Origin of the sequence: Micromonospora trifolii (assembly GCF_022229005.1) — a bacterium.
In the GTDB taxonomy this organism is placed as follows: Bacteria; Actinomycetota; Actinomycetes; order Mycobacteriales; family Micromonosporaceae; genus Micromonospora; species Micromonospora trifolii.
Map to the genome: position 1 here is coordinate 142,877 of NZ_JAKKFD010000002.1, position 25,159 is coordinate 168,035.

18 protein-coding genes are annotated in these 25,159 nt (G+C 70.6%); 8 read left to right on the forward strand and 10 right to left on the reverse strand.

Features of this window, described 5'->3' with window-relative positions; all coding sequences use genetic code 11:
- Window positions 1-57: 57 nt before the first annotated feature.
- Complete coding sequence (locus NIE79_RS01775) at window positions 58-1,041, forward strand: LacI family DNA-binding transcriptional regulator (protein ID WP_238411570.1); 984 nt, start codon at window positions 58-60, stop codon at window positions 1,039-1,041.
- Between the two features lie 6 nt (window positions 1,042-1,047).
- Here the strand turns inward: NIE79_RS01775 and NIE79_RS01780 are convergent, their stop codons facing one another.
- From NIE79_RS01780 to NIE79_RS01800, 5 genes are all read right to left on the reverse strand, one after another.
- The gene (locus tag NIE79_RS01780) at window positions 1,048-1,755 is read right to left on the reverse strand and encodes a SanA/YdcF family protein (RefSeq protein WP_238676836.1); all 708 of its coding nucleotides are present in this window, start codon (window positions 1,753-1,755) and stop codon (window positions 1,048-1,050) included.
- A gap of 448 nt (window positions 1,756-2,203) precedes the next feature.
- Window positions 2,204-3,538, reverse strand: a complete 1,335-nt coding sequence (locus tag NIE79_RS01785) for an extracellular catalytic domain type 1 short-chain-length polyhydroxyalkanoate depolymerase (protein ID WP_238676837.1) — start codon at window positions 3,536-3,538, stop codon at window positions 2,204-2,206.
- A gap of 410 nt (window positions 3,539-3,948) precedes the next feature.
- Window positions 3,949-6,282 carry a VWD domain-containing protein gene (locus NIE79_RS01790; protein ID WP_238676838.1) on the reverse strand — a complete coding sequence of 778 codons (2,334 nt, stop codon included), beginning with the start codon at window positions 6,280-6,282 and terminating at the stop codon, window positions 3,949-3,951.
- A gap of 17 nt (window positions 6,283-6,299) precedes the next feature.
- Entirely contained in the window at window positions 6,300-6,902 is a 603-nt protein-coding gene (locus NIE79_RS01795) for a hypothetical protein (RefSeq protein WP_238676839.1), read from the reverse strand.
- A 148-nt stretch (window positions 6,903-7,050) separates the two neighbouring features.
- The gene (locus NIE79_RS01800) at window positions 7,051-7,794 is read right to left on the reverse strand and encodes an AraC family transcriptional regulator (protein WP_238676840.1); all 744 of its coding nucleotides are present in this window, start codon (window positions 7,792-7,794) and stop codon (window positions 7,051-7,053) included.
- A gap of 54 nt (window positions 7,795-7,848) precedes the next feature.
- On the opposite strand from NIE79_RS01800, the gene NIE79_RS01805 reads away from it, so the two are divergent.
- Window positions 7,849-8,994 (forward strand): MFS transporter, encoded by a 1,146-nt coding sequence (locus NIE79_RS01805; RefSeq protein WP_238676841.1) that lies wholly within the window; start codon window positions 7,849-7,851, stop codon window positions 8,992-8,994.
- A gap of 143 nt (window positions 8,995-9,137) precedes the next feature.
- Here NIE79_RS01805 and NIE79_RS01810 read toward each other — a convergent pair whose 3' ends face one another.
- Window positions 9,138-11,930, reverse strand: coding sequence for a M14 family zinc carboxypeptidase (locus NIE79_RS01810; RefSeq protein WP_238676842.1), 2,793 nt, complete (start codon window positions 11,928-11,930; stop codon window positions 9,138-9,140).
- Window positions 11,931-12,117: 187 nt separating this feature from the next.
- On the opposite strand from NIE79_RS01810, the gene NIE79_RS01815 reads away from it, so the two are divergent.
- From NIE79_RS01815 to NIE79_RS01825, 3 genes are all read left to right on the forward strand, one after another.
- A complete protein-coding gene (locus NIE79_RS01815; RefSeq protein WP_238677021.1) occupies window positions 12,118-12,495 on the forward strand; it encodes an effector-associated constant component EACC1 in 378 nt (125 codons plus the stop codon).
- Between the two features lie 153 nt (window positions 12,496-12,648).
- Window positions 12,649-14,742, forward strand: a complete 2,094-nt coding sequence (locus NIE79_RS01820; protein WP_238676843.1) for a hypothetical protein — start codon at window positions 12,649-12,651, stop codon at window positions 14,740-14,742.
- A gap of 10 nt (window positions 14,743-14,752) precedes the next feature.
- Window positions 14,753-17,014 (forward strand): hypothetical protein, encoded by a 2,262-nt coding sequence (locus NIE79_RS01825; RefSeq protein WP_238676844.1) that lies wholly within the window; start codon window positions 14,753-14,755, stop codon window positions 17,012-17,014.
- Between the two features lie 110 nt (window positions 17,015-17,124).
- Here NIE79_RS01825 and NIE79_RS01830 read toward each other — a convergent pair whose 3' ends face one another.
- Window positions 17,125-18,468: a glycoside hydrolase family 18 protein gene (locus tag NIE79_RS01830; protein WP_238676845.1), complete on the reverse strand. Its 1,344-nt coding sequence runs from the start codon at window positions 18,466-18,468 to the stop codon at window positions 17,125-17,127.
- Between the two features lie 146 nt (window positions 18,469-18,614).
- On the opposite strand from NIE79_RS01830, the gene NIE79_RS01835 reads away from it, so the two are divergent.
- Window positions 18,615-19,499 (forward strand): bile acid:sodium symporter family protein, encoded by an 885-nt coding sequence (locus NIE79_RS01835; RefSeq protein WP_238676846.1) that lies wholly within the window; start codon window positions 18,615-18,617, stop codon window positions 19,497-19,499.
- A gap of 61 nt (window positions 19,500-19,560) precedes the next feature.
- On the opposite strand, the gene NIE79_RS01840 is transcribed toward NIE79_RS01835, so the two are convergent.
- Window positions 19,561-19,980 (reverse strand): PPOX class F420-dependent oxidoreductase, encoded by a 420-nt coding sequence (locus tag NIE79_RS01840; protein WP_238676847.1) that lies wholly within the window; start codon window positions 19,978-19,980, stop codon window positions 19,561-19,563.
- A 228-nt stretch (window positions 19,981-20,208) separates the two neighbouring features.
- Between NIE79_RS01840 and NIE79_RS01845 the strand changes: the two genes are divergently transcribed.
- Window positions 20,209-20,628, forward strand: a complete 420-nt coding sequence (locus NIE79_RS01845; protein ID WP_238676848.1) for a DUF2267 domain-containing protein — start codon at window positions 20,209-20,211, stop codon at window positions 20,626-20,628.
- Window positions 20,629-20,658: 30 nt separating this feature from the next.
- Here the strand turns inward: NIE79_RS01845 and NIE79_RS01850 are convergent, their stop codons facing one another.
- Both NIE79_RS01850 and NIE79_RS01855 read right to left on the reverse strand, forming a co-directional pair.
- The gene (locus NIE79_RS01850) at window positions 20,659-22,287 is read right to left on the reverse strand and encodes an isovaleryl-CoA dehydrogenase (protein ID WP_238676849.1); all 1,629 of its coding nucleotides are present in this window, start codon (window positions 22,285-22,287) and stop codon (window positions 20,659-20,661) included.
- Complete coding sequence (locus NIE79_RS01855; RefSeq protein ID WP_238676850.1) at window positions 22,284-22,883, reverse strand: TetR/AcrR family transcriptional regulator; 600 nt, start codon at window positions 22,881-22,883, stop codon at window positions 22,284-22,286. Before NIE79_RS01855 ends, NIE79_RS01850 begins: the two co-directional genes overlap by 4 nt.
- A gap of 247 nt (window positions 22,884-23,130) precedes the next feature.
- Here NIE79_RS01855 and NIE79_RS01860 point away from each other — a divergent pair, with 247 nt between their 5' ends.
- Window positions 23,131-25,074: a beta-propeller domain-containing protein gene (locus NIE79_RS01860; protein WP_238676851.1), complete on the forward strand. Its 1,944-nt coding sequence runs from the start codon at window positions 23,131-23,133 to the stop codon at window positions 25,072-25,074.
- The last annotated feature ends 85 nt before the right edge of the window (window positions 25,075-25,159 follow it).

Consider the following 25,159-nt stretch of genomic DNA (forward strand, 5'->3'; position numbering starts at 1 on the left):
CAGCAGGACGCAGGGGGGACCGTGGGCACGGAGAACGGTCGAAACGTCACCATCGCCATGATCGCGCGGTTGGCCGGAGTCTCCGTGCCCACCGTCTCCCGGGTCATCAACGGCCGCTCCGACGTCGCCCCCGACACCAGGGAACGCGTCGAGGCGCTCCTCAACCGGCATGGCTACCGCCGTCGCTCACCGGCCCGTCGCACCGACGCCGCCCTCATCGACCTGGTCTTCAACGACCTGGACAGCCCGTGGGCCGTGGAGATCATCCGTGGGGTGGAGGACGTCGGCCAGACCAGCGGTGTCGGCACCGTCGTGTCGGCCATCCACTGGCGCATCTCCTCGGCCAAGCAGTGGCTCGACAACATGCGGACCCGCTCCACCGAGGGAATCATCTTCGTGACCTCGATGGTGAACCCGCCGTTGCAGGCCGAGCTGCGCCGGCTGCACCTCCCGGTCGTCATCATCGACCCGGCCGGGGTCGACCCGCAGGAGTCACCCACCATCGGCGCCACCAACTGGGCGGGCAGCCTCAGCGCCAACCAGTACCTGATCAGCCTCGGCCACCGACGCATCGGCTTCATCGCCGGCCCGCCGCACCTGATGTGCAGCCGGGCCCGGATGGACGGCTACCGGGCCGCCCTCGGCGCCGCCGGGATCCCCATCGACGACGCCCTGATCCGCCCCGGCAACTTCTACCACGAGGCCGGCTTCACGGCGGGTACGCAGCTGCTGGCCCTGCCCGACCCACCCACCGCCATCTGTGCCTCCAGCGACCAGATGGCCCTCGGCGTCTACGAGGCGGTCCGCAAGCGGGGCCTGCGGGTGCCCGACGACGTCAGCGTGGTCGGCTTCGACGACCTGCCGGAGGTGCGATGGTGCTCGCCACCGCTGACCACCGTCCGGCAACCCCTGGCCGAGATGGGCATGCTGGCCGCGCGGACCGTGCTGCGCCTCGCCGGCGGCGAGCGGACCGAGAGCCCACGTGTCGAACTCGCCACCGAGCTGATCGTCCGCGACAGCGCCGCACCACCACGCTCGTGACCTCCCTCAGCCGACGCGCAACGCGTCGTCGACGCCCGTCTCCCGGCGGCCGAGGTGCGCCGGGTCCCGACCGGAGAGCAGATCCAGCGCGGCCTTCAGGCAGGCGCCGTTCTCCCGGGACGAACTGAACCACCACGTCTGGGCGTACCGCTTCGCGCTGTCGTCACCCACGCCGTTGGCGTCGATGCCGAGGCGCCGGCACAGCGCCACGGCGCGCGGAAGGTGGAAGGACTGGGTCACCACAGTGGCTCGCCGTACCCCGAAGATCCGCTCAGCCCGCGCACACGAGTCGTACGTGTCGAAGCCGGCGTAGTCGGGCACCACCTTGTGCGCCGGCACACCCCGATCCACCAGCCAGCTCCGCATCGCGGCGGGCTCGTTGTAGTCGGCGTTCATGTTGTCGCCCGACACGAGGATCGCCTGGACCTTGCCGACCTCGAACAGTCGCCGTGCGATCTCCAACCGGGCCGCGAGGACGGGTGAGGGTGTGCCGTCGGCGTTCACCTTGGTGCCCAGCACCAGGGCGACCGGCGCGTCCGGCACCTCGGCCTCGCCGTAGAGGTGGCCCTCGGCGGTGTCGCGGATCCACGTCACGCTTGCCACGGTGCCGCCGGTCAGCGCCACCGTTGCCACAGCGAGCGCGAGGACCGTACGGCGAACCAACCGCCGGTGCTCCCCGTACCACCGCCTGGCCGCGCCGAATCGTCCCCGCATGCCGCAAGGCTATTCGGCCCGCGCTCCCGACTGTCGTCTGCATACACGCGACCACCCCGAGCAGCGAACGAAGATCGTTGTCTATGGACAATCGCTCACTGTTAGCGTTAACGTGACGGACAGTCGTCGATACTCGAACGACCTCGGGTCGCTGTGACGGAGCTGTCGCCATTGGCCTAGGGCGTGCTGGACGACGATCGTGGCGTGGGGCGGGTGGCACGTGGCCGGCGCGAGACGGCCCGAGACCACCACCGGGCGACCCGCGCGCCACGCGGCCGAGGCATGAACGGCCACCGGAATTCCAGGGCACCGCAGCAGCCGGGACACCCCTGGCCGCCGGGTCGCGTCCCGCTGTTCGGAGTCCGGGCCCGAGCAGCGGGACGCCACCCGGTCCACGCCAGGGCGCCTGTCATCCTCGGCGGCGACATCGCCGCCGCCGGTCATCGCGTCAGCTTCGGGCCCACCGCTGGCTGTTCGTGCCGTTGCAGCTCGACAGGACCGCAGGGGTGCCGTTGGCGGTTCCGGCGGCGTTGGGCGTCAGGCACAGGCCGGACTGCGCGCCGGTGACCGTGCCATCGGTGTTGACGTTCCACTGCTGGTTGGTGCCGCCGTTGCAGTCCCAGATGATCACCCGGGTGCCCGGCGAGGTCCCGGCGCCCTCGGCGTCCAGACACTTCGTGCCGTACACCTGGAGTTGTTTCGTGGCGGTCGACGTCCACTGTTGGTTGGTGCCGCCGTTGCAGTCCCACAGCGCCAACTGGGTGCCGTTGGTCTGCGACCGGGACGGGACGTCGAGGCAGCGGTTGGCGCCGGTGTTGCGCAGCGGCGCCGACGTGCCGCCGGGCGGCGGTGTGGTGGGGCTCGTGGTGTCGAAGCCGAGGAACCGGATGGCCTGCGCGGCGTCGAACGGGATGGAGTGGCCGTACCCCTGGAAGCTGATCGCCTCGACGGGCGCCGTGCCGCCGGTGCCCCCGTACCGGGTACGGGTGGCGCTGGTCTGCGGGGAGTCGGTGAAGCTGGGGGTCTGCGACACGCCCTGCACGTTGGTCCACTGCTTGATCTGCTCGCCCAAGTTGACGTAGCTCAGTGTGGTGTCAGTGGTGCCGTGCCAGATCTGGAACCGGGGACGCTTGCCGGAGTAACCGGGGTAGGCGTTGCGGACCAGGTCACCCCACTGCTGCCCGGTCCTGACGATCCGTCCGCCGGAGCACTCGCTGTTCCACTCCGCGCCGTTGGTGGTGGCGAAGCACCCGAACGGGACGCCGGAGGAGCTGAACCCGGCGTGGAACAGGTCCGGGTAGAGGCCGACCATGACGTTGGTCATCATGGCGCCGGAGGAGAACCCACCGACCCCGATCCGGCTGGCATCGACCGGGTAGCGGCTCCGGACATGGTCGACCATGGACTTGAGGCCGACCGGGTCGCTGCCGCCGTCGCGCCGCAGGGCCTGCGGTGACGAGACGTCCCAACACTTGCTGCTCCGGGTCACCGACGGGTAGATCACGATGAAGCCGTAGCGGTCGGCGAGGGTGCTCAGCCCGAAGCCGCTGTGCACTGCCGGACCACTGCCGGTGCAGTAGTGCAGGGCGAGGAGCAGGGCCGGCTGGGCCGCGACCCGGTCCGGCACGTACAGGTGCATCTGGAGGTTCGTCGGGTTGGTGCCGAAGTTGGTCACCTGGGTGAGCGTCGCGGCCGACGCCGGGGTGGCGACAGTGACCACGGCCGTCATCGTCGCCAGGGCCGTCGCCAGCGCGGCGGCCAGCAGTGCGATCCTTGATCTCATCGGCGGTTCCTCTTGTCGTGAGTCGGGGGACCGGCGGCAGCACGGCGGTCCGGCGCAGGCGGTCGACGACGGCGCCCGGGCGGTCCCGAGGCGCGCGACGTCCGCCGCGCGTCACCGGCGGCTGCTGACAGATCCTGATGCGACGTCCACCTGCCCAGGGGCGTCCTGACCACCGAGGTCAGACCAGCGAGAGGGCCTCCCGGTGAGCCTCGGACGCTGATCGCCTCGCATCGACTGTGAGCGATAACATGCCGTTCGTCAAGCTGTAACGTATGACGTCTGTCGATCCTGCGGCGCTCGGGTTGGCCCCTGACGCACTTCCCGAAGTGTGTGATGCCTGTGAGTCATCGTGATGACTCACAGGCATCGCGCTCTTCCGGGAAGAGCCGGCCCCACAACAGCCGCCGCAGTCAGCGACCCTGGCGCACGACGACCATGCCTGAGCCGGTGTCGTCCGCCCACGGGTCCAGCACGAGGGTGTATGTGCCGCCCTTCGGCAGCGGACCCGTCTCGAACCGCCCCGTGCCGCCGATGACGCAGCCACTGCCCACGGTGTCGCCGTCCGGGCCATTCAGGAGCAGAATTCCGCACCGGTCGGGCAGGCTGGCGACGGTCACCTCGACGGTGACGCGACGACCGACGTCGCCGGAGAACCTCAGCCGGCTCACCGCACCCGGGCGGCCGACCGTCAGGGTGACGGCGCGGCCGTCCGCAACGGTGTCGGCCTCTTCGTCGTGCGCGTCGCGTAGCCGCACGTCCGCCGAGCCGGTGTCGGTGGAGGTCCCGTCGACCTCCAGGACGTACCGGCCGGTGGCCGGCAGGACGACACCGTCGACGTAGCCCTGGCCGCCGATCACGCAGCCGCTGGCCACCTGTTCACCGGCCGGGTCGCGCAGGCGCAGCAGGTTGCACCGGTCCGGCAGCGTGGCGTTGGTGACCTGGAGGAAGACCTTCTGACCGGCGCGCCCGTCGAAGGCCAGGCGGCTGACCGCGCCCGGTTGGGCGAGGGTCGCCCGAACCGCGGGCCCGTCCAGCGTGAGCGTCTTCTCCTCGTCGGTCACCGCGACGACCCGTACCGTCGCCCGACCGAGGTCGGCATCCCACGGGTCGAGCACCACCTGATGGTCGCCGGTGACGGTCAACGTGGTCGTGTCGATGAAGCCGACACCGGAGATGACACAGCCGGTCGCCAGTTGACGGCCCTGCGGATCGAACAGCAGCAACACGCCGCAGCGATCCGGCACTGTGGCGGCGGGCACCTCCACGAAGATCTTCTGACCGGCCCGGCCCGGCACCTTCATCGCGGCCGTGGCACCGGCCCGGGTCACCGCCAGGTCGACGTCACCGGCGGCGGGTACGTCGCGCTGCGCGCGGGCGGCGTCCTCGGCGAACGCCATCTGCCCGGTGAGGCCGACGTCGAGCACACAGTCGGCGAAGATCTGCGGATCGGTGACACCGGCTCGTCGGCAGACCAGTTCGGCGGTGGCCCGGTTGGGCAGGTCCCCGACGGTGAGCAGTCGGTCCGGGAAGCGCCGGTCGGTGAACGTACCGGTGTTCTGCCCCGGCTCGTAGTCGAACAGCGACCGCTGCGCCTCGACGCGCCAACTGTCGGCGAAGCCCGGGTACAGCGCCTCGAACGTGGGCGGCTGCGCCACCCGCTTCCCGCCCCGCACGGTCAGGTCGTCGGCGCGGTCACCGTCATGGTCGCCGAGCAGACCCTCCAATGTCCCGGCCCGGGCGGTGGGCGCGCTGACGCTCACGCTCAACCCCCACACCCCGATCGGCTGCGCGGTCAGTCGGGCGCCGTCCGGCCACTCCACTGTCACAGTGCCGTCTCCCCAGGTGGTGACGGTGCCGCCGCGCGGCAACCTCACCCCGTCGGGCGCGGACACCGGCGCGGCGCCGTTCACCCGGACCGCCGGGCCGTCGGGTGTGACGTACACGCCGACCCGGTCACCGGCCACCCTCACCGCGACGGCCGAGTTGACGGCCACCACCGAGCTGGCCGGGAACATCGTCTGTCGTACCTGGACCTCGAAGTCGTCGGCCGTCGAGCGGGTCAGCACGAACTCCCCGGCGGCCTGGAAGTCGTACCGCAGACCGTCGTAGGTGAGCAGGTGCGGGTCACCGTTGCTGTTGGCGCACCGGTAGCCCTTGCCGATCACCGAGATCGAACAACCACCACCACCGGGTGGTCGGGGCTTGGGCTGGTCGCAGTCCTTGCCGTTGGACGGCAGCTTCATTCCGCTGTACGTCGTGCGCTGCGGCACCCCCACGGCCTTGCGGTACGCGTTCTCCGCCAGCACCGCGTGCACCTCGCTGGGATCCACGTTGCTGGCGAACTGGCCGCCCTGGGTGCAGAACTGGCCCCGGTCGGTGTCGTTGGCCTCGTCGAGGGCGTGGTTCATCTCGTGGATCAAGGTGGCGCACTGGTCCTCGGTGAAGCCGGCCCCCTCCTCCGGCAGCGCCCGACCGTCGTTCTCCGGCACCCAGTTGATCTGCACGTCACTGCCCGGGACGTACGTCGTGGTGCTGCTCTCCGAGCCGAAGATGGGTCTGCGCACCTTGATCTGCTTGCCGGAGCGTTCCAGCTCGTCGAGCACGGCACCGTTGCCTGAGCCGCGGATCTGTCCGACGCAGCCCGCGTACTCGGTTTGCAGGTCGCTGTTGACGCTGACCACGGCGGACGCCGCCTGTGGGGCGAGCAGCACCAGGACGCCCGCCAGCACGACACCCAGTCGCATTCGGCTCCGCAACCCGGTCACCCGCCCTTCACCTCGAACTCGACAGCGCCCTGCTCGGCCGTCGCGGCGCAGGCATCCGCCGGCACGCCGCGCAGCGGCGCTCGCAGGTAGCCCAGCACCAGCCGGTACGCCCCTGGTTGGTCGACGGGCCACCAGGTGACGGCGGCGCCGCCCCGCCCGTCCGGCGCGGAGGTCATCAGCGCCGGGCCGACCGGGCTCTGCGGGTCGCTGCCCACCGTCAGCTCCACCGACCCACGCGGCGGCACCCGCACCAGGTTCTCGACCAGGTACGCGGTGAAGTCCCGGTAGTAGGCGGCGCCGCCGACCGCTGGTGCCACCGCCGCGCCGTCGCGGGTCAACGACATGACCGTCACCGCCCCGTCCGGCACCCGACTGAGGTGGCACTCCGCGTCGCGGTTGTTGACCAGCTTCAGCCGCAGGCTGATCTGCTCGCCCACCCGGTACGACGGCTGTGCGGCGCTGACGGTCAGGCCGACCGTCGCCGTGCCGCCGCCCGGGGCCGGTGACGGACGTGACCGTCTGCACCCGACAGTGGTCGCCATCAGCAGCAGGGCGACACAGCCGGCGAGCGCCGCCGTCCCTACGCGGGGTACGCCCATGGGCCGCGTGCCTCCTCCGGGTGCCGAGGGTCGGCACAGATCCCGGCCAGCCTGCGCCGCGGGGTGCCGGGAGCGCTGTCGTGATCCGGCCCGGTGGATGTCCGCTAGCCGACCCGCGGGGTCCTGGGGAGGGCGGCGGCCGTCCGTGTTACCGGCGCTCGTGTCTGCCCGGGGTGTGCCCGAAGGCGCGCCGGAAGACGTCAATGAACGCGCTGGCGGATGACCATCCACATCGATGCGCCACGGCGGTGACCGGAACCTCCTCGGCCAGCATCACCAGAGCACGGTGCAACCGCAGTTGGGTACGCCACTGTGGGAAGGTCATGCCGAGGTCGGCGCGGAACAGGCGGGACAGCGTACGGTCGCTCCCGCCGACCTGCCTGCCGAGCGCGGCCAGGGTGCGGTTGTCGGCCGGGTCGGCGTGCAGGATCGCGCAGAGTGCCTTCAATCGAGGCTCGGTGGGCGTGGGCAGGCGCACGGGTTGCGTTGCCGAGGACCGCAACTGGTCGAGCAGAACGGCCCGCAGCCGTGCACGCGGGACGCTGTCATCCTGGGGGACGCGGGTGTAGGCGAGGATCAGCTCGCGCAGCAGCGGCCCGACGGCCAGCACTGTCGGTTCCGTCAGATTCAGCGGGTCCTCGGTCGCGGGCAGGCCGATCAGGTGCAGTTCGAGTGCGCCGTGGGCCTGGTGCGCGTGCGCGGTTCCGGCGGGCACCCAGATGGCGCGGCTGGCGGGGACGACCCAGGCACCCGCGTCGGTGGTGACGGCCAGCACGCCACGGGCGGCGTAGACGATCTGGTGGTCGTCGTGGCGGTGCACGTCGATGACGGACCCGGACGCCAACTGCTGGGCGCGAGTCGGTGCCACCGGCCGGTGGCGGATTCTCGTCATTGGTTGGCAGGTTATCGGAAGCCCGACAGGCCGGGAAGCGGCGAGCATGGCGGCGTGCCGAGAAACAGAACGATCATCTTGCTGTCCGTCGGGCATGGTTGCGTGGACGTCTACCAGGGCGCCGTCGCCGCGCTCGTACCGTTCTTCATCGCCGAGCGTGCCTACACCTACGCGGCGGCCTCCGGCGTGGTGCTCGCCGCCTCGCTGCTCTCCTCGGTGGCGCAACCGCTGTTCGGTGCGCTGACGGACCGGTGGGCAATGCCCTGGCTGTTGCCAGTGAGCACGATCCTGGGCGGACTGGGAATCGCGTGCAGCGGGCTCACCGGTTCGTACCCGTTGACGTTGGCGTTCGTGGCCGTCTCCGGGATCGGAGTCGCGGCGTACCACCCCGAGTCCGCCCGGGTCGCGCGGATCGCCAGCGGCGGGAGCCACGCCGGGATGGGTTGGTTCTCCCTCGGCGGCAACCTCGGCTTCGCCGCCGCGCCCATTCTGGTCGCCGCCGTCGTCGCCAGCGGCGGTCTGCGACTCACTCCGCTGCTCGTGGTGCCGGCCCTCGCGGGCAGCGTGCTGTGCCTGCCCGTCCTTCGCGCGCTGCGCCCGACGACAGAGGTCGGTTCCGACCCCCCGCGGTGGATCGGGACCGACGACAGGGCCTCGTTCGGCCGGCTGTCGCTGGCCGTGGTCTGCCGCTCCATCGCGTTCACCGGTCTGAGCACATTCCTGGCGCTCTACGCGCCGCAGCGCACCGGCGGGGGAACCTCGGCGGGAACGGCGGCGCTGGTGGTGCTCTACCTCGGTGGAGCGGTGGGTACGGTGCTCGGGGGCAACCTTGCCGGCCGCTGGGACCGAGTCACCGTCGTGCGCTGGTCGTACCTGGTGAGCATCGCCGCCGTCGCGGGGGTCGTGCTCGTCCCCGGGCCGGCGTTCTATCTGTTCGTGGCGCTCACCTCGGCCGGGCTCTACATCCCGTTCTCGCTCCAGATCACCCTTGGCCAGGACTATCTTCCGACCCGCGTCGGTACCGCGAGTGGCATCACACTGGGCCTGACCGTCAGCGTCGGCGGCCTGGTCAGCCCGCTCATCGGCGGTGTCGCCGACGCGATCTCCCTCCAGGTTGCCCTCGCCCCGCTGATTCTGATGCCCGCGCTGAGCTGGCTACTGTTTCGCACCCTCCCCGAGCCGCCCGCGCCGAGGCGTTAGATGGCCAGCCCCGCGCCGGTGGTGACACTCCGTTGGCGGGCGTTCGTCACCGACGTCGCCCGGCGGCCGTAGCCGTCCCCGACACACACCGAAGCGCCCGCCCTCAGCAGAGAGGGCGGGCGCTTCGCTGTGGGAGGGCTGCGTCAGCCGACCACGGAACGCAGGGGCACCTTGGCGTCGCGCAGCGCGCGTACCAGATCGCGCCCGAACGGGTGTTCGTCCATCTGGAGTCCCTGCGGGTTCGGGATCACGACGTACGCGGAACCGTTCTTCGCGGACGCCTTCGCGTCGGTGGTGAAGCGTTCGACGATAGCCCGGGTGCGGGGTAGGTCGCCGGCCGCCACCTGAATGGTGATCGGCCGCCACCCGCCGCCCAGGTCCGGCGACACCGGCGCGGCCGCGGCGCTGGCGCGCGCCGCGTCGACGCCGGCCGGGCGCCGCGCTTCCGGCGCGGCGGTCGCCGGGTAGAGCAACGCGTTGGCGACCAGGTGCAGACCATTCTCGTTGTACGCGCGGAAGAGCGGATTGAACGCGAACAGCACCGCCCGACCGGCGCCGGTCGGCTCGTCGACGACGGCCGCCGTGCCCTTCAGCGTCTCCGCCCCGACTGTGTAACCGTTGGCCCAGAAGGTGTCACCCGTCGGGTACGTGAGCACGTTCGTCCCGGTGGTGCTCGGGCTGAGGATCGGGTCGCTGTTGTTGAACTCGAAATCCTCCGCCGGGCGACCCAGCGCCACCGGGCTGTCCCTGTCGACGTCGACGCGCAGGTGCGAGCCGATCACCAGGTAGTCCGCCGGCTTGGTCTTCTCAGTGGTCGAGGTGAGCCCGGCGGCGCGGGCGACCCGGGTGCCCTCGTTGCGCAACCCGAGGTAGGTGTGGCCCTGGCCGATCCAGTCACGCAGGTTGGCCTGCCCGGCTGCGGTCAGACCGCCGGTGGCGCTGCTGCCGTCCGGCACCAGCAGCACGGTACGCCCGGTGAACGCCTCGGTGTTGTCGTTGATGTCGGCAGTGGTGACCGGCTTCAGGTCGAGCCCCCACCGCTTGCCGAGCACATAACGGGCCTCGCCGTGCGAGCCGGAGGTGGTGGAGATGCCGGTGCCCTGGAACAACCCCACATCGGGCAGGTCGAGGCGGGTGCCGGCGGGCCGACCGCCCGGAGTGAGGGTGACCCCGAGGGACTGGGCCAGCCCGTCCACGGTCCGGCTCACAGTGGCTGCCGGGATGGCGACCCTGCTGGTCGTGAGGTCGCGGACCAGGGGTACGCCACGGCCGAGCAGGTTGAAGGTGAACTCCGCGGCGGCAGCCGAGTCGAGCGGGTACGTGTACGAGCCCCAGGGCCACGCCACACCGGTGCGACCGCCGGACACCTTGCGGACCAGATCGGCCCTCGGCCGGACGGTGTCTCCGGTGTAGATGGCGTTGATGCCCATCAGCAGCGGGTTGCTCCAGGACGACACGTCGTAGAAGTACGGGAACGGCACGTACGGGTCCTCGCCCATGATGGCCTGGATCCAGTGCTTCTGCGGCTGGTCCATCGGGATCCAGTACGCGCCCTTGGGCAGTGTCACGTTGGTGGCGCTGCGCCCGCCGAAGACCCGCGCGGTGGGCACCCGGGTCGCCTTCTGCACCTCGTACACCTCGACGTCCATCCGGCGCAGCCGCTCGACGAGTTGGCGGACGTCGGCGAGCTGCCGGTCGGGCAGCAGGAAGTACGAGCGGATGGTGAGGTCCGGCACCGGGAACTGCACCTCGTTGGTGGGCTGCACCACCTCGTTGGGCTCCAGCGTGCCCGCCCTGCCCTGGGCGAGCGCGTCGGTCCAGATGTCGAAGTAGCCGTCCAGCACCTCGCGCTTGTTCGCGGCGGCCCAGCCGAGCGTCGACCACTGGGTGTGGAACTGCTGCTGGACCCGGTCGGCCACTGCCGACGCGCTGCCCTTCTCGTACGTCATGCCGGCCGCGCCGAAGCCGGTGGTCGGCACCGTGTCGCCGTAGCCCATGAAGAACATGTCGTACGTGTCGTAGTTGAAGTAGCACTCGGTGAAGGCGGTGTCGTCGCAGGCCCCGTTGAAGCCGAAGCCGGCCTTGTTGGCCTCGCCGATGCGGTTGATCCAGTCCACCGCCTCACCGGCGATCTCGTGGTGGATCGGGTCGGCGTTGGGTGGGAAGAAGTACTGCCGGCCGCCCATCTCGTGCGCGTCGATGAAAACCTGCGGCGGGTAGCGGCGCAGCAGTTCCAGCTTGCCGTCGGTCTCCTGCTGGGTGCGGGCGAACCAGTCCCGGTTCAGGTCGAAGCCGAACTCGTTCTGCCGGCGGGTCGCGTCGCGGCCGTCCGGGTTCTGGGTGGGGACGATGATGGTGACCAGGTTGTCGTTGCGCTGGGTGACCTCGCAGGACAGGCCCGCTGCCAACTCGTACAGCGTCTTGAGCGCCGCGTCGGCGCCGCTCTTCTCGCCGCCGTGCACGTTCGCGGTGACCCAGACGATGGCCGGGCTGTCAGTCGCCGTCCGGGCGGCCGTTCGCGCGCTGGTCCGGCGCGGGTCGCGCAGGTCCCGGACGTCGTCGGCGATCTCGCGGAGCGCGGTGGGCCGCACGTGGCGTTCGTTGGACACCACCGCGTACGGCAGCGGCTGACCGAGCACACTTGTGGTCATCACGCCGGTGACGACCCGGTTGGAGGCGCGATCGACGGCCCCGAGATAGGTCCGGACCTCTTCGTTGGTGACGACCCGCTCCTGTCCCGCACCGAGCGGGAAGCCGAGCACGTTCTCCGGAGTGGGCACAGTGCCCAACCGGGCGGTCGGGTCGTCGCTGCAGCGGGAGGGCGGGGCGGCGCTCGCGGCCGGTGTGCCGCCGAGCAGGGGAGTCATGCCGAGCAGGAGCGCGATCGTGGCGGCACGTGCCAGCCGCCTGGCGGGGACCATCCGGAACGGACGCATCGATGGGGCCATGAGTCGTGTTTCCCCTCTCGGGAACAACCTCGCAGTGGCCGGAGCCTATGAACCGCCGATACGACGGTCAAGGGTTGATCGATATTGCCGACTACTCGGCGTGCCGGTTCCGACGCGGACTGGCAGGATGGTGGCGTGGGCTTGTCGTCGTTCGGGAGGAGGAACCGTGCCGGAGATGATCACGCTCTCGGTCCATCCGGATCTTCCGTCCGCCGATGCTCGGCGTTCGCTGGCGTCCTGGCTGCGCGCTGAGGATCGGCTGCGGGAGGGGGTGACCACGACGTCCCCCGGCGGGATGTCGGCGGACACCACTGACGTCCTGCAGGTGGCGGCCAGCGACGCGGGCACCGCCATGGTGCTGGTGCAGGCGATCGCCGGCTGGCTGACCCACCGCCGCGACGATGTGACGGTGAGGCTCACCCGGTCCGACGGATGGTCTGCCGAGGTGGACGTGCACCGGGCTCGGGACATGGACCAGGTGACAGCGCTCATCGAGGCTGCCGTACGTGCTCTGGCCGATCACCAACCGTCTGTCGAGACGCACGACCGCTGAGTCGCCGCGACGCGACCAGGTCGACCGCGCTGACCGATATCGATCGCCGCACGGACGCCCGGCTGGGCGCTCCGAAGTGGATCGATGTCGGGTTCTCGACCTAGCGCTACCGCCCGAATCCCCTTGCCCGGACAGTGCACTGCGCCGGAGGAGGTGGGAAGTTTGGGGCAGCCGACGGGTGAGGCCGTCATGATCCGGGACTGGTTCAGTGTGCCGCGGGTGTCCGCCGAGAACCGGGCGGCGGTCTACGGCGTACGGACCCAGGACCCGCGGGTGGAGTTCGTCGCGCTGACCGTGCGGTACTGGGTAGACGCGCACGCCACCCGCTCGATGACCCGCGACCGGGTGTTGCAGGCGATGACCGGCCGGATCTCGGCCGACAACGTCTGGGACCTGGTCGCGATGCTGGCGAGGCTCGGGCTGGCCGAGGCGTTCTTCGACCTGGCGGCCTCCGATGTTGACGGGGACGGCGCGTTCCGACGATTCCTGCTCGGCCTCGACCCCGCGCTGCTCGACGCGATGCGCCACTACGCGGCCTGGAACGGCATCAATCCGAAGCTGTTCCTCGACGGCTTCCTGGTGGGCGTCGGGGAGTCGTTCGCGACGGTGGTGGTCGACCTCGGCAAACTCGTGCAGCTGGTCGGTCGCCTCCAGCAGGAGCAGCTGACCACCCTGATCGTGCTCACCGTGGACCCCCGGGCCGGTCTGCAACGTCTCGCCGAGCAGGCCACCGTCGTCCGCGAGGCGCTGGCCGGCGTCGTGGCCGTGCTGGACCCGAGCACCGTGCCCGAGCGGCTGCTGACGCTCTGGCGTGGCTGGGCGGCGGAATTCGGGCGGCACCTGGAGGAACTCGACCCGTTCGCCGCCGGCCGGCTGCTCGGCCGGATCGCCGGCGACCTGTTCCAGGTGCTGACCGGCCTGGTCCAACTGGTCCGGCTGCTCGGTGGCGTGGCGGTGCGCGCCGCGATCCGGTACGTGCCGCTGCTGATCGTGGGCGTTCGGGAGGCCGCCGCCGAGGTCCGTCTCCTGACCACCCAGATCGCCGCGCTGCTCGTCGCGATCGGCCGGGCGGCACTGCTGGCCACGCCACAGGTAGGCCTGGCCGTGCTGCGTACCCTGTTTCCGCCGAAGGTGCTCGACGCGTTGTTCCGGCAGGGCCGGACGCTGCTCGTCGACGCCGAGCTGACCCTGACCGTGTTCAACCAGGCCGCGCACGCCGAGGCGTTCGCCGGGGCGGGTGCGGGAGCCCGGCTCAGCGCGCTGATCAGCGCCGACGGCAAGCCGGTCCTGATGGCGTGCATGTCGGAGACGGTGTCGTCGGCCGGTCGCTCGGCCAGCCGAACGGAGCTGAACCAGGCGCTCGACGAGATCATCAAGCGAGTCGAGGACCTGCGCGAGCTCAAACCGCCCAAGACCCCCCGCGACATCCGGGCCGCCGCAGTGCGGGCCGCCATCGCCCGCCAGCTCGAGCAGCGCCTGACCACAGTGTTCAACCGGGCGTTGCAGACCGCCGCGTACGAGGAGTTCCGCGCGCTGCGCAAGGCCGGGCAGGCGCAACCCTGGCGGCTCGGCCAACAGGTACACCGGCGGATGGCCGCCGAGACCGCCCAGTTGGTCGCTGGCTCACCGGGGTTGCAGCCGTTCGCGGAGAAGTCGCTCGCCACTGTCGTCGAGGCGGTCCGCGCGGCCAACCCGGAGCTGGCTGCGGCAGTGCGCGGCTCCGACGCGGTGCTACGGCAGACGGTCGCCCAGCTCCTGCTCAACCATCCGGACCGTGACCTGCTGCTGCGCCTCGTCGGGTTCACCCGGAGCCCGTCCACTGCCGGCGCGGAAAAGGCGTTGGCCGCTCACCTCGCCGAGCGGTTCGGGTGGAAGGCGTCCACGACCGTCGGTGAGCTCCGCAGCGACCTGCTGTTGGTCGACTCGGAGGCGGCCCGGGTCACCAACGTGGACTGGACGGCGTCGACGAAGCTGGAGCGCTTCGAGAAGACGTGGGGCACTGTCGCCGACGACCTCGGTGAGGCGTTCGACGGTCGCTGGGAGGCGATCGCGGACGCCTACAAGCGGGCCAAGAAGGGCGGGGTGCCGGCTGAGGTCGTCGCCGGCCTGGAGGAGCTGACGGCGCACGCCGTGCGGGAGACCGTCGTCCGGCAGGCCGCCCTCAGCCAGTTGTTTCCCGGGTTCTTCGTCACCTCGCACGAGATGACGTACCAGGGTCTGCAAACCCTGTTCAAACTGCCACTTTAGAGGAGCACCGATGGGTGAAGTCGTCGTCGCCGACGCGGACCTGGCGACGCTGGGGTTCAGCACCGCGCACTCCGACCGCTACGTCTACTCCAACTACTTCGTGCCGGTCCAGCTCACCTTCGACGACGGGGAGACGCCCCTGCTGCCGTTCTACGTCAAACAGGCGCTGATCGAGGCGATGCGGTACGGCGGGCTCTCCCATGACCGGCTGCCGCACCTGCTCAAGGAACTCGGCCTGTCGGGGCTGTGGAAGGCCAACGACATGGACGCCGCCGAGGCGGCGCTGCCGGGACAGGACTCGGGCATGACCAACCGGGAGCCGCCGGCCCGGCGCCAAAGCCTCCTCGGTGACCAGGAGGCGGAGTTCGTCGCCGGCCTGCTCCAGTCCGACGTGGGCATCGCGTTCCTCGACCGGACCCGGATCCGGCCGGTGGGCTTCGCGCTCGGTGAGCACGTCTACGCGCTGGCGCTCGCGCCCGGCGAGGAGGCGGTGCTGGAGCAGCGCACCTACACCAAGCGTGAGCTGACCCTGGAGGAGCAGGACGAGACGGAGAAGCAGACCGACGTCGAGCTGACCAGCGCGCTCACCACGGAGCTGCAGGAGGGCTTCGAGCGGCAGAAGTCGCTGACCGACACCTGGGGGCTCAACGCCAGCCACACCGGCCAGTACACCAGCCCGACCGGCGTCTGGGGCACCTTCAACGCCAGCCACACGATCGGCTACACGCGCAGCGTGACGGCGGCCAGCCAGGAGACCAGCCGCCGTGCGGTCAAGGACAGCCAGACCGCCACCTCCAAGGTCGCCGCCCGCTACCGCACCCAGCACAAGACCGACTTCAAGCTGGTGAGCGAGACCGGCATGGAGTCGACCTCGAAGCGGACCGTACGCAACCCCAACCGGGTGACGCCGATCACGCTGCACTACTTCAAGGTGCTGCAGCGGCTGGAGCTGGCCCACGAACGGTACGGCGCCCGGGTGTGCTGGGCGCCGACGGTGAAGGACCCGGCGCTGGCGTTCGCCAAGAAAATCACCGACGGGCGCCAGCGGATCAGAGACAACGCTCTCGCCGCGCTGCCCACCATGCCGGTCAAGCCGGTGCCCCCGGCGCCCGGCGTGCCGGCCGCCGTGGAGACCCGCACCATCTACTCCCCGGTGGTCACACTCGACAAGTGGGGATTCACCGGCGACATGAGCGCCGACTACGACATCGACGTCGCCTTCGACAGCGGTTGGGAGTGGGACGGCGACATCGAGACCATTCGGCAGAACCTGACTCTGATCACCCGCCGGCCGCCCTCGGGCATCGCGGCTCGGGTGGTCGGCGTTCCGGTGGTCACCGACGCCAACGGTCAGCCCGCACTGCGGGTACGCATCCACGTCGGCGCGGCCAGCTGGCTCGCCGGTCCCGGCGCCGACGTGCAGCTCGCCGCCACGTTCCGGCGTACCCCGACGCTGGTCGCCGAGAACGCCGACGACGCCGCCTACAACGCGCTGGTCGCGGGCTATCTGACGGACCTGCAGGACTGGCAGGACAAGCGTGACGCCGCGCTGGTGGCGGCCGAGGAGGCCGCTGACGAGTTCGAGGCGCGGCTGCGCGGCGGGTTCTCGCCGGTCAACGAGATGGTCTCGCAGATCGTCGAGGCGCACTTCCCGGCCAGCGTGCGGGACGAGGCGTGGGAGATCGAGTTCTGGCACCGCGTCTTCGACTGGGAGCGCGCCTCGTTCGTGTCGTACCCCGGCTGGTGGTCAGCCGGTGACGCCCGCGCCCCCGAGCGCGACCCGAGTGACTTCCTCAACGCCAGTTGGGCGAAGCTCTACCTCCCGGTGCGGGCCGGGATGGAGCTGGCCGCGCTGCGGTGGATCTTCGGCAAGGCCGTGGCGACCCGGCTCGCGCCGGCGGTGGAGCAGCAACTGGCCGCGTTCGTCGACGAACTGGGCGCGTTCCGCACCAGCCACCTCGGCACCGGCGACGAGATGCCGGACCTGACCAGCGAGTGCCAGGAGGTGCCGGAGCGGATCTACTGCCTGGCGAAGTGGGCCGAGCTGATGCCCACCGACGGCACTCACCTGGAGGTCGTGCAGGGTGCGACGACCGCGGCCGACGCGGTGACCAGCAAGGAGATCACGGACGCGGAGGCTCTGCGGGCGGCGCTGCTCGACGGCGAGCTGCAGACCAACCGGCTCAAGACCAAGGCGTACGACCAGATGACCGGGGCCGCCGACGTCGACATCCACCTTGGCACGTCGGGTAACAGCAGCCCGACGGCGTGACGCGGCGGCAGTGCCCACTGCGGGGCACACACCTCCTGACGGGTCGCGGCCCGGTCCCGCCGGCCGGCCGAGGAGTCGGCCGGCGGCGGGACCGGTTGGGTCGGGTACGGCTACCAGGTGGTCAGGCCGAGGCCGATCGTCTTGGTGAGCGTGGCGTTGTCGTCGTCGCCGTCGAGCGACCAGATCATGGCGCCGGCCAGACCGGCCCGTCGGATGTAGAGCGTCTTCTGCAAGACGACCGCCGGATCGTCGTACGTCCACAACGTCGTACCGTCGAACAACCAGGCGTGCCCGGCGCGCAGGTCGCGGTGCACTGTGTAGCCGTTACCGGCCAGGGTCTTGAGCTGCTTGTAGTCCTCGTACCCGGCCTCGAAGGTGGCCGGTGCGGGCCCGGTGGCCGGCTGGAACAGGCCGTTGCCGCCGCCGGTGATGCCGGTCCAGCCGCGACCGTAGTAGGGGATGCCGAGCACGAGCTTGTCGCGTGGCGCGCCACGGGCGATCCAGCCGTCGATGGCCACCTCGACGGAGAAGTCCGGGTTGTCCGGTGCGCCCGCCGGGACGCGCAGCGCCGACTGCTGGTTGGCCCGCGCGTCCCAGCCGCCGTGGAAGTCGTACCCCTGCACTGTGGCGAAGTCCAGGTACTTGAAGATCTTGCGGCCCTCGTAGCCGGCGTCCATGGTGGCCGGGCTGGCCGGCAGGAACGCGGTCAGCGGGTGGTGCGCGCGGGTCGTGCGCCCGTACGCGTCGAGCTGGCGGCGGAACTCGGCGAGCAGTTTGGTGAAGTTCTCCCGGTCCTCCGGGCGGATGACGTTGCCGGGCTCACCCTCCCAGTTGGGCCACTCCCAGTCGAGGTCGATGCCGTCGAAGACGCCGGCGGCGGCACCCGGGCCGCCGGCGGCGCCGTCACCGCCGGGCAGGTTGCCCTTGAGGTAGAGGTCGATGCAGGACGTGACGAACGCCTTGCGGGAGGCGTCGGTGCGGGCCGCGTTCGAGAAGTACGTCGACCAGCTCCAGCCACCCAGCGAGATCAGCACCTTCAGTTTGGGGTGCTTGGCCTTGAGCTTGGCGAGCTGGCCGAAGTTGCCGTTGAGCGCCTGGCCCGGTGCGTCCGCGACGCCGTCGACGCTCTCCTCGGCCGGTACGGGGCGCTGGTAGTCGGCCCAGGCGTCGCCCTCACCCGGCCCACCGTCCACATAGCAGCGGCCGTCCTCGCTGACGTTGCCGAAAGCGTAGTTGAGGTGGGTGAGGCGGCTCGCCGCCCCGGAGGTTTCGAGCTTCTTGACCGGGAAGGCCCGGCCGTAGATGCCCCATTGGGTGAAGTAGCCGACCCGGTGGTAACCGGTGCGACGCTGGTGGTTGTCACCGGCGCTGGCGGCGGTGGGCGGTGCGGCGGTGACCAGCACTGTCGCCAGGGCGACAACGGCGGTGAGACGGCGGTGGCGGAATGGTCGCATCGGCACACTCCCACGAGACATCAAGCAGAATTAGTTAAGAGACTTATCTGATTGATGAAGTTAAGCCGATCACCCTCCGGGGTCAAGAGCCGTCCAGCCACATGGAGGATTGTGACGGCGTTACCGGGTGGTAACGATGTTGTGCCATGGACTCCGCGGTGACTCTGATCGGACTGCCCATCGCCCTCGGCATCATCATGCTCGGTCTGGGTCTCGGACTGACCATGGCGGACTTCCGCCGGGTGGCCCACCATCCACGAGCCGCCGTCATCGCCCTGGTCTGCCAGGTGCTGGTGCTGCCGGCGCTCTGCTTCTGCATCGTCCTCGCGTTCGACCTGGCACCCGAGCTGGCCGTCGGCATGATGCTGCTGGCCGCATCACCGGGCGGCACCACTGCCAACCTCTACAGCCACCTGTTCGGCGGCCACGTGGCGCTGAACATCACCCTGACCGCCATCAACTCGGTCCTCGCCGTCTTCACCCTGCCGATCCTGGTCAACCTGTCGGCGGCGTACTTCCTGCCCGAGGGCAGGAGCATCGGCCTCCAGTTCGACAAGGTGCTCCAGGTCTTCGCCATCGTGCTCGTCCCGGTCGCAATCGGCATGCTCATCCGGGCGCGGATGCCTCAGGTGGCCGAGCGGCTGAACCGCCCGGTCCGGATCCTCTCCGTCGTCGTACTCGTCGCGGTGATCGCCGGCGCGGTGCTCGGCGAGCGGGAGAACATCGCCGACTACTTCGTCTCGGTCGGCCTGGCCGTGCTCGCCTTCAACCTGCTCAGCCTCGCCATCGGGTACGGGGTGCCGCGCCTCGCCGGTGTCGACCGGAGCGCCGCGACGGCCGCCGGGTTCGAGATCGGCATCCACAACAGCACCCTGGCCATCACGATCGCGCTCAGCCCGGCGCTGCTCAACAGCACCCAGATGGCGATCCCGGGCGCCGTCTACGGCATCGTCATGTTCTTCACCGCGGCGGCCTTCGGCTACCTGGTGACCCGCGTCGGCGCCCGGTCCGCCACCGCCCTGACGCCCTGACGGCTGTCGCCCTTGTCGCCCTGACGGCAGCCGTCAGGGCGACAAGCGCGGGCGGCAGCGGTCAGCCGACCTGGTTGTTGTCCTTCTGCGCGCCCCAACCGTGCCAGCGGTCGATCTCGATCAGGGCGCTGACCCGGGCACGTTCCCGGCGGGGGTACGCGTTGCCCGTGTAGTGCTTCGACAGCCGGTCGATGTCCGCGAGGCCCTCGTCGGCGCGCAGCTCGGCGACGTGCCCGATGATGCTGACGTGGGTGTACCAGCCGGCCTCGTCGAGCACGGTGAGGGACACCCGGGGGTCGTTGCGGACGTGCTCCAGCCGGCGGCGGCTCTCGTCCATGTTCACCAGGATCCGGCCGTCCTCCCACAGGTACCAGGTGGCGGCGGACACCGGCTGGCCACCGTTGCGAAGGGTGGTCATGACGGCGGGGTTCGGCTTCTGGAGCATGGCGACCGCGGCCTCGGGAAGCGGTGGCTTGGACATGAAGTCTCCTCGTCGCGACAGGGGGTTACCCCTGCACGTTACGCACCCGCCGGTCCGTTCCGGTCCGAATGGGGCGCATGGCCGGTTGAGCGCGGCCGTCCGTGCCGAACCATCGGAATGTCGAGGTTGTCGCCGTAACGGGGCTTGGTGATTCGCCCGATGGGGATGAGGCAGGGTCACCCCCCGGCCCAGGAGGCTGTCGAGGTACCAGTTGGAGAGGAGAATCAGGTGGAGTACGAGGATTTCATCAACGCCGTGGCCACCCGGGCAAAGGTGTCGACCGATCAGGCGGCGACACTCACCCGCGCCACGCTGGAGACATTGGGCGATCGGATCAGCGCCGGCCAGGCTGAGGACATTGCCTATCAGCTTCCCGGAGGGCTTGACGATCACTTGCGTAAACCGCCACCGCACAGAAGGGAGGAACATGCCAAGTCGTTCGGGCTCGACGAGTTCGTGCGGCGGGTGGCGGACCACCCCGCCATCGATCGTGCGCTCGCCGGTGCCGGGGTCAGCGCGGTGCTCACCACGCTCCGTGAGGCTGTTTCCCGTGACGAGTTCGAGGGCGCGGTGGCCCAGCTTCCGAAGGAGTTCCGGCAGTTGATCGAACCGGTGAGTGCCGGTGACAGGCAGCGCCGCGGCTCGTAGCTTGAGGAGTTCCTCGCCGTTCTCCGCGCGTCAGCTCACCTTGGGGGTGGCGCGAGAGATGATCGCGGCGAAGTCGACGCCGCTCGGCAGGGTGCCGTACGCCTGGCCGTGGTCGCCGCCGAGCCGGGACGCGCAGAAGGCGTCGGCGACGGCGGGGTGGCCGTGCCGCACCAGCAGCGAGCCCTGCAGCACCAGGGCGAGTCGTTCGACGATGCGGCGGGCCCGCAGTTCGAGGTCGTCGAGGTCGGACAGGTCGGCGCGCACCTGGCGGACCGCGGCGTCGAGCCGTGCGTCGGTGCCGGCAGCGGCGCTCACCTCGGCCTGGAACGCCTCCATGACCTGGGGTTCCTTGACGAGAGCACGCAGGACGTCCAGGGCGGCGACGTTGCCGGAGCCCTCCCAGATCGAGTTCAGCGGCGACTCGCGGAACAGCCGCGGCATGCCGGACTCCTCGACGTAGCCGTTGCCGCCCAGGCATTCGAGGGCCTCTGCGGCGTGTGCCGGCCAGCGCTTGCAGACCCAGTACTTGCCGACGGCGAGGGCGAGCCGTTTGAACGCGGTCTCACTGGCGTCGCCGCGCGCGGATCGGTCAGTCGCTCCGGCGAGGCGCATCATGAGGACGGTGGCGGCCTCGGACTCGACCGCGAGGTCGGCGAGCACGTTTCGCATCAGTGGTTGGTCGATGAGGTACCGGCCAAAGGTCTGCCGGTGGGTGGCGTGGTGGGCTGCGGTGATCACGCCTTGGCGCATCCCGGCCGCCGCGCCGATGACGCAGTCGAGGCGGGTCAGGTTGACCATGTCGATGATCGTGCGTACGCCACGGCCCTCGTCTCCGACACGCCAGGCGACCGCCTGCTCGTATTCCACCTCCGCCGAGGCGTTGGACCGGTTGCCCAGCTTGTCCTTGAGGCGCATCAGCCGCATCGGGTTGCGGGTGCCGTCGGGAAGGACACGCGGGACGAGAAAGCAGGTGATTCCCTCTGGTGCCTGGGCGAGGGTGAGGAAGATGTCGCACATCGGCGCCGACGTGAACCACTTGTGCCCGACGAGCCGGTAGGTCCCGTCCGGCTCAGGGCGAGCGGTGGTGGTGTTGGCGCGCACGTCCGAGCCGCCCTGCTTCTCCGTCATCGACATGCCCGCCAGCAGCCCCTGCTTGCCCAGCGGCGGACGCAGCCCGAAGTCGTACGTCGTGGCGGTGAGCAGCGGCTCGTACCGCGCGGCCAGCTCCGGGTTGTGCCGCAGCACGGGCACTGCTGCGTAGGTCATCGAGATCGGGCAGCCGTGGCCGGCGTCGGGCCGCCACGTGTAGAACTTGGCGGCCCGGGCCACGTGTGCGCCCGGTCGGGCGTCCGCCCATGGCGCGGCATGCAGGCCGTACGTGACCGCGGTGCGCATCAGCTCGTGCCAGGCGGGGTGGAACTCCACCTCGTCGATGCGATGGCCGTAGCGGTCGTGGGTGCGCAGGACCGGCGGATGTTCGTTGGCCAGCCGCCCGTACTCGATGGCCCGCTCAGCGCCGCCCAGGCGGCCGAGTTCCCGCAGCTCGGCGGCGGCCCAGCCGGCGCCCTCCCGCTCGAGCCCGTCGAGCAGTGCCGGGTCGTCCGCCGCGTCGTAGCCGGCGAGCGGGGGAACCTGGTTGAAGACCTCGTGTGTCGTCACGGCGATACTCCCAGCGCGCGATGGTTGAAGGCGATCAGGGCTGAAATGGTCTCCGGGCCGGCGACCCCTGCGGCCAGCGGACCGACCATGGCCTCGGCCAGGGCGCCGACCAGCGCGGTCGCGGTCAGCTCCGCATCTTGCGAGGGCAGTTCACCGCTCGCCACACCGGCCGCGACGTACCCGGCGATCAGTTCGGCGTACGCGCGGCGGAAGACGAGCCGCTCGGCGTCGACCGCCGGGTCGACCGGCTCGGCGAGCAGGGCATACGCCAACCGTGGGGACTGCAGGGCGCGGCGGGAGAACGTCTCGACGACGGCGGCCATCTGCTTGGCGGCGGAGGTCTCCAGCGCTGCGGCGCGCGCGACGGCGTCCACCTCGCGCTGCGAAGCCGTACGGAACACCTCGGCGAACAGATTGGCCTTGGTCGGGAAGTGGCGGTAGACGCTGCCGGTCGCCACACCGGCCCGTTCGGCGACGGCGGCGACCGAGCAGCCGGCGTACCCGTGCGCGGCCATGATCGCCAGGGCCGCGGCGATGATCCGTTCTCGGGAGGCGGTCAGCCGAGCCTTCATCCGCTCGGTGCTTCGGTACGCCACGCAAGGATTGAACCACCATTCAATCCTTCGCGACAAGGTGTCGTGCCGGTCCGGCCGGCCTCGCCGGGCCGTCGCGGTGGTGCGACCGACGCTCGAACCCCTGTCGATTGCTCGGCTCGAGGTTCGCACCCCGGGAACCCAGCCCAGGGCAGCCAACGTCGTAGGGGGCATGACGCGTAGCAGCGCCCACGTACCCCAGCCAACGGCCGCCAACGGCGCCCCCCGAGTCGTGACGCCGGCTCGCGTCATGGGACTGGCCCTGGCCGCCGGCCTGGCGCTGGTCACCGGCTGTACGGCGGAGCCGGCCCCCGCGCCGCCACCTGACCGGGGAGTGCCGGCTGGCGGGTTCCGGCTCGTCGCGTTCGACTCCTGCGCGGAGGCGCTGCGGCAGCTGAAGACGGCTGCCAGCGCGTACGTCGGGCCCTGGGGGTTCGGGCCGAACGGGGACGCGCTCGCCTTCGGCAGCGCCGAACGAGCGGCGCCCGCCGCGGCGGGGGCTGCGGATGCGGCGTCCACAGCCGCCGCCCCCGGCTACTCGGGCACCAACAGGCACGAGGCCGGGGCCGATGAACCGGACCTGGTCAAGACCGACGGCAGGCGGATCGTCACGGTGCAGCACGGCACGCTGTACGTGGTCGACCCGGCCACCCGCCGGCTGACCGGAGAGCTGGACCTGACGCCGGGCGCCGATCAGTTCGGCGGGGTCGAGGACGCCCTGCTGCTGCACGGTGACCGGGCGCTGGTGCTGCGCCGCGACGGGTGGGCCGGGAGGTTTCAACCGGCCGTCTCCGAGGGGGGCGGGCGGGTCGTGGACGCCCCGGCGCCGGACGGCATCGTCGGCCCTCAGCTGATAATGGTCGACCTGTCCGGCCAGCCGAAGATCATCGGCGAATATCGGATCGACGGCAATCTGGTGGACGCCCGCCAGGTCGGCACAACGGTCCGGGTCGTGGTCCGCTCCGCGCCCCGGCTGAACTTTCCGCATCGGGAACGGGCCACCGATGAGCAGCGCACCACCGCCAACCGTGAGATCATCGACAACGCCACCGCCGACGACTGGCTGCCCCGGTACGAGGTCACCTCCGGCGGGCGAACCAGCGCCGGACGGGTCGGCTGCGACCGGGTGAGCCGGCCAGCCGTCTACTCCGGCACGTCGCTGGTGACCGTGCTCAGTTTCGATCTCGGTGCGGCCGCGCTCGGTGCTGGCGACCCGGTCACCGTGATCGCCGACGGCGACACCGTCTACAGCAACGGACCCCGGCTGTACGTCGCCAACGATCAGCGCTGGCGGGTGCTGCCGATTCTGACCGCGCGGAACATCGCACCGGATCCCAGGGACGAGACCACCGAGATCTACCAGTTCGACATCACTGGCACCGGTGCCCCGCGATACGTCGCCGCCGCGTCCGTATCGGGCTGGCTCGTCAACCAGTACGCCATGTCCAAGTGGGACGGGCATCTGAGAGTGGCCACCACCAGTGGCCGTACCTGGGGCGACAGGCCGAACTCGACGTCCAGCGTGTATGTCCTGCGTGCCGACGGCACGGCGCTGACCCAGGTCGGAAAGGTCACCGGTCTGGGCAAGGGGGAACGGATATACGCGGTACGGTTCGTCGCTGGCACCGGGTACGTCGTCACCTTCCGGCAGACCGACCCGCTCTACACAGTCGATCTGCGTGATCCGGGGGCGCCGAAGGTGACCGGCGAGTTGAAGATCAACGGGTATTCGGCGTACCTGCATCCGGTCGGCGAAGGACGGCTGCTCGGTGTCGGGCAGGAGGCGTCCGGCCAGGGCCGTATCCAGGGCACCCAGATCTCGCTCTTCGACGTCTCCTCCCCGGCCAAGCCGACCAGGGTCGCCCAGTATCACGTCAGGCAGGGGCACTCCGAGGCGGAGTTCGACCCGCACGCGTTCCTCTACTGGCCGGCGGAACGCCTGGTAGTGGTCCCACTGACCGCCCACGGCACGGGCCGGCCGAGCAACGTGGCTGTGGCCCTGCGAGCCGGCGACGGCGGGTTCACCGAGGTCGGCACGGTCGACCACACGTCGGACACGGGAGGTCCCGAGGGTCTGACGCCGATCCGCCGGTCACTGGTGGTCGACGGAGTGCTCTGGACCGTCTCCGCCGGTGGCCTCAAGGCGACCAGCCTCTCCACGATGAAGACCCTCGGCTGGCTGCCTACGGCGTGAACGGCGTGGTGGTGTCCGGCGTGGGTCGTGCCGCTGTTCGGAGGCGGTCGGTCCGCACCCGCGTCCGGGGCGTCGCGCCTCGCCG

Coding starts and splice junctions, on each gene's coding strand:
- NIE79_RS01775 (WP_238411570.1), top strand. CDS start 58: ATGATCGCGCGGTTGGCCGGAGTCTCCGTGCCCACCGTCTCCCGGGTC.
- NIE79_RS01780 (WP_238676836.1), bottom strand. CDS start 1,755: ATGCGGGGACGATTCGGCGCGGCCAGGCGGTGGTACGGGGAGCACCGG.
- NIE79_RS01785 (WP_238676837.1), bottom strand. CDS start 3,538: ATGAGATCAAGGATCGCACTGCTGGCCGCCGCGCTGGCGACGGCCCTG.
- NIE79_RS01790 (WP_238676838.1), bottom strand. CDS start 6,282: ATGCGACTGGGTGTCGTGCTGGCGGGCGTCCTGGTGCTGCTCGCCCCA.
- NIE79_RS01795 (WP_238676839.1), bottom strand. CDS start 6,902: ATGGGCGTACCCCGCGTAGGGACGGCGGCGCTCGCCGGCTGTGTCGCC.
- NIE79_RS01800 (WP_238676840.1), bottom strand. CDS start 7,794: ATGACGAGAATCCGCCACCGGCCGGTGGCACCGACTCGCGCCCAGCAG.
- NIE79_RS01810 (WP_238676842.1), bottom strand. CDS start 11,930: ATGCGTCCGTTCCGGATGGTCCCCGCCAGGCGGCTGGCACGTGCCGCC.
- NIE79_RS01815 (WP_238677021.1), top strand. CDS start 12,118: ATGATCACGCTCTCGGTCCATCCGGATCTTCCGTCCGCCGATGCTCGG.
- NIE79_RS01825 (WP_238676844.1), top strand. CDS start 14,753: ATGGGTGAAGTCGTCGTCGCCGACGCGGACCTGGCGACGCTGGGGTTC.
- NIE79_RS01830 (WP_238676845.1), bottom strand. CDS start 18,468: ATGCGACCATTCCGCCACCGCCGTCTCACCGCCGTTGTCGCCCTGGCG.
- NIE79_RS01835 (WP_238676846.1), top strand. CDS start 18,615: ATGGACTCCGCGGTGACTCTGATCGGACTGCCCATCGCCCTCGGCATC.
- NIE79_RS01840 (WP_238676847.1), bottom strand. CDS start 19,980: ATGTCCAAGCCACCGCTTCCCGAGGCCGCGGTCGCCATGCTCCAGAAG.
- NIE79_RS01860 (WP_238676851.1), top strand. CDS start 23,131: ATGGGACTGGCCCTGGCCGCCGGCCTGGCGCTGGTCACCGGCTGTACG.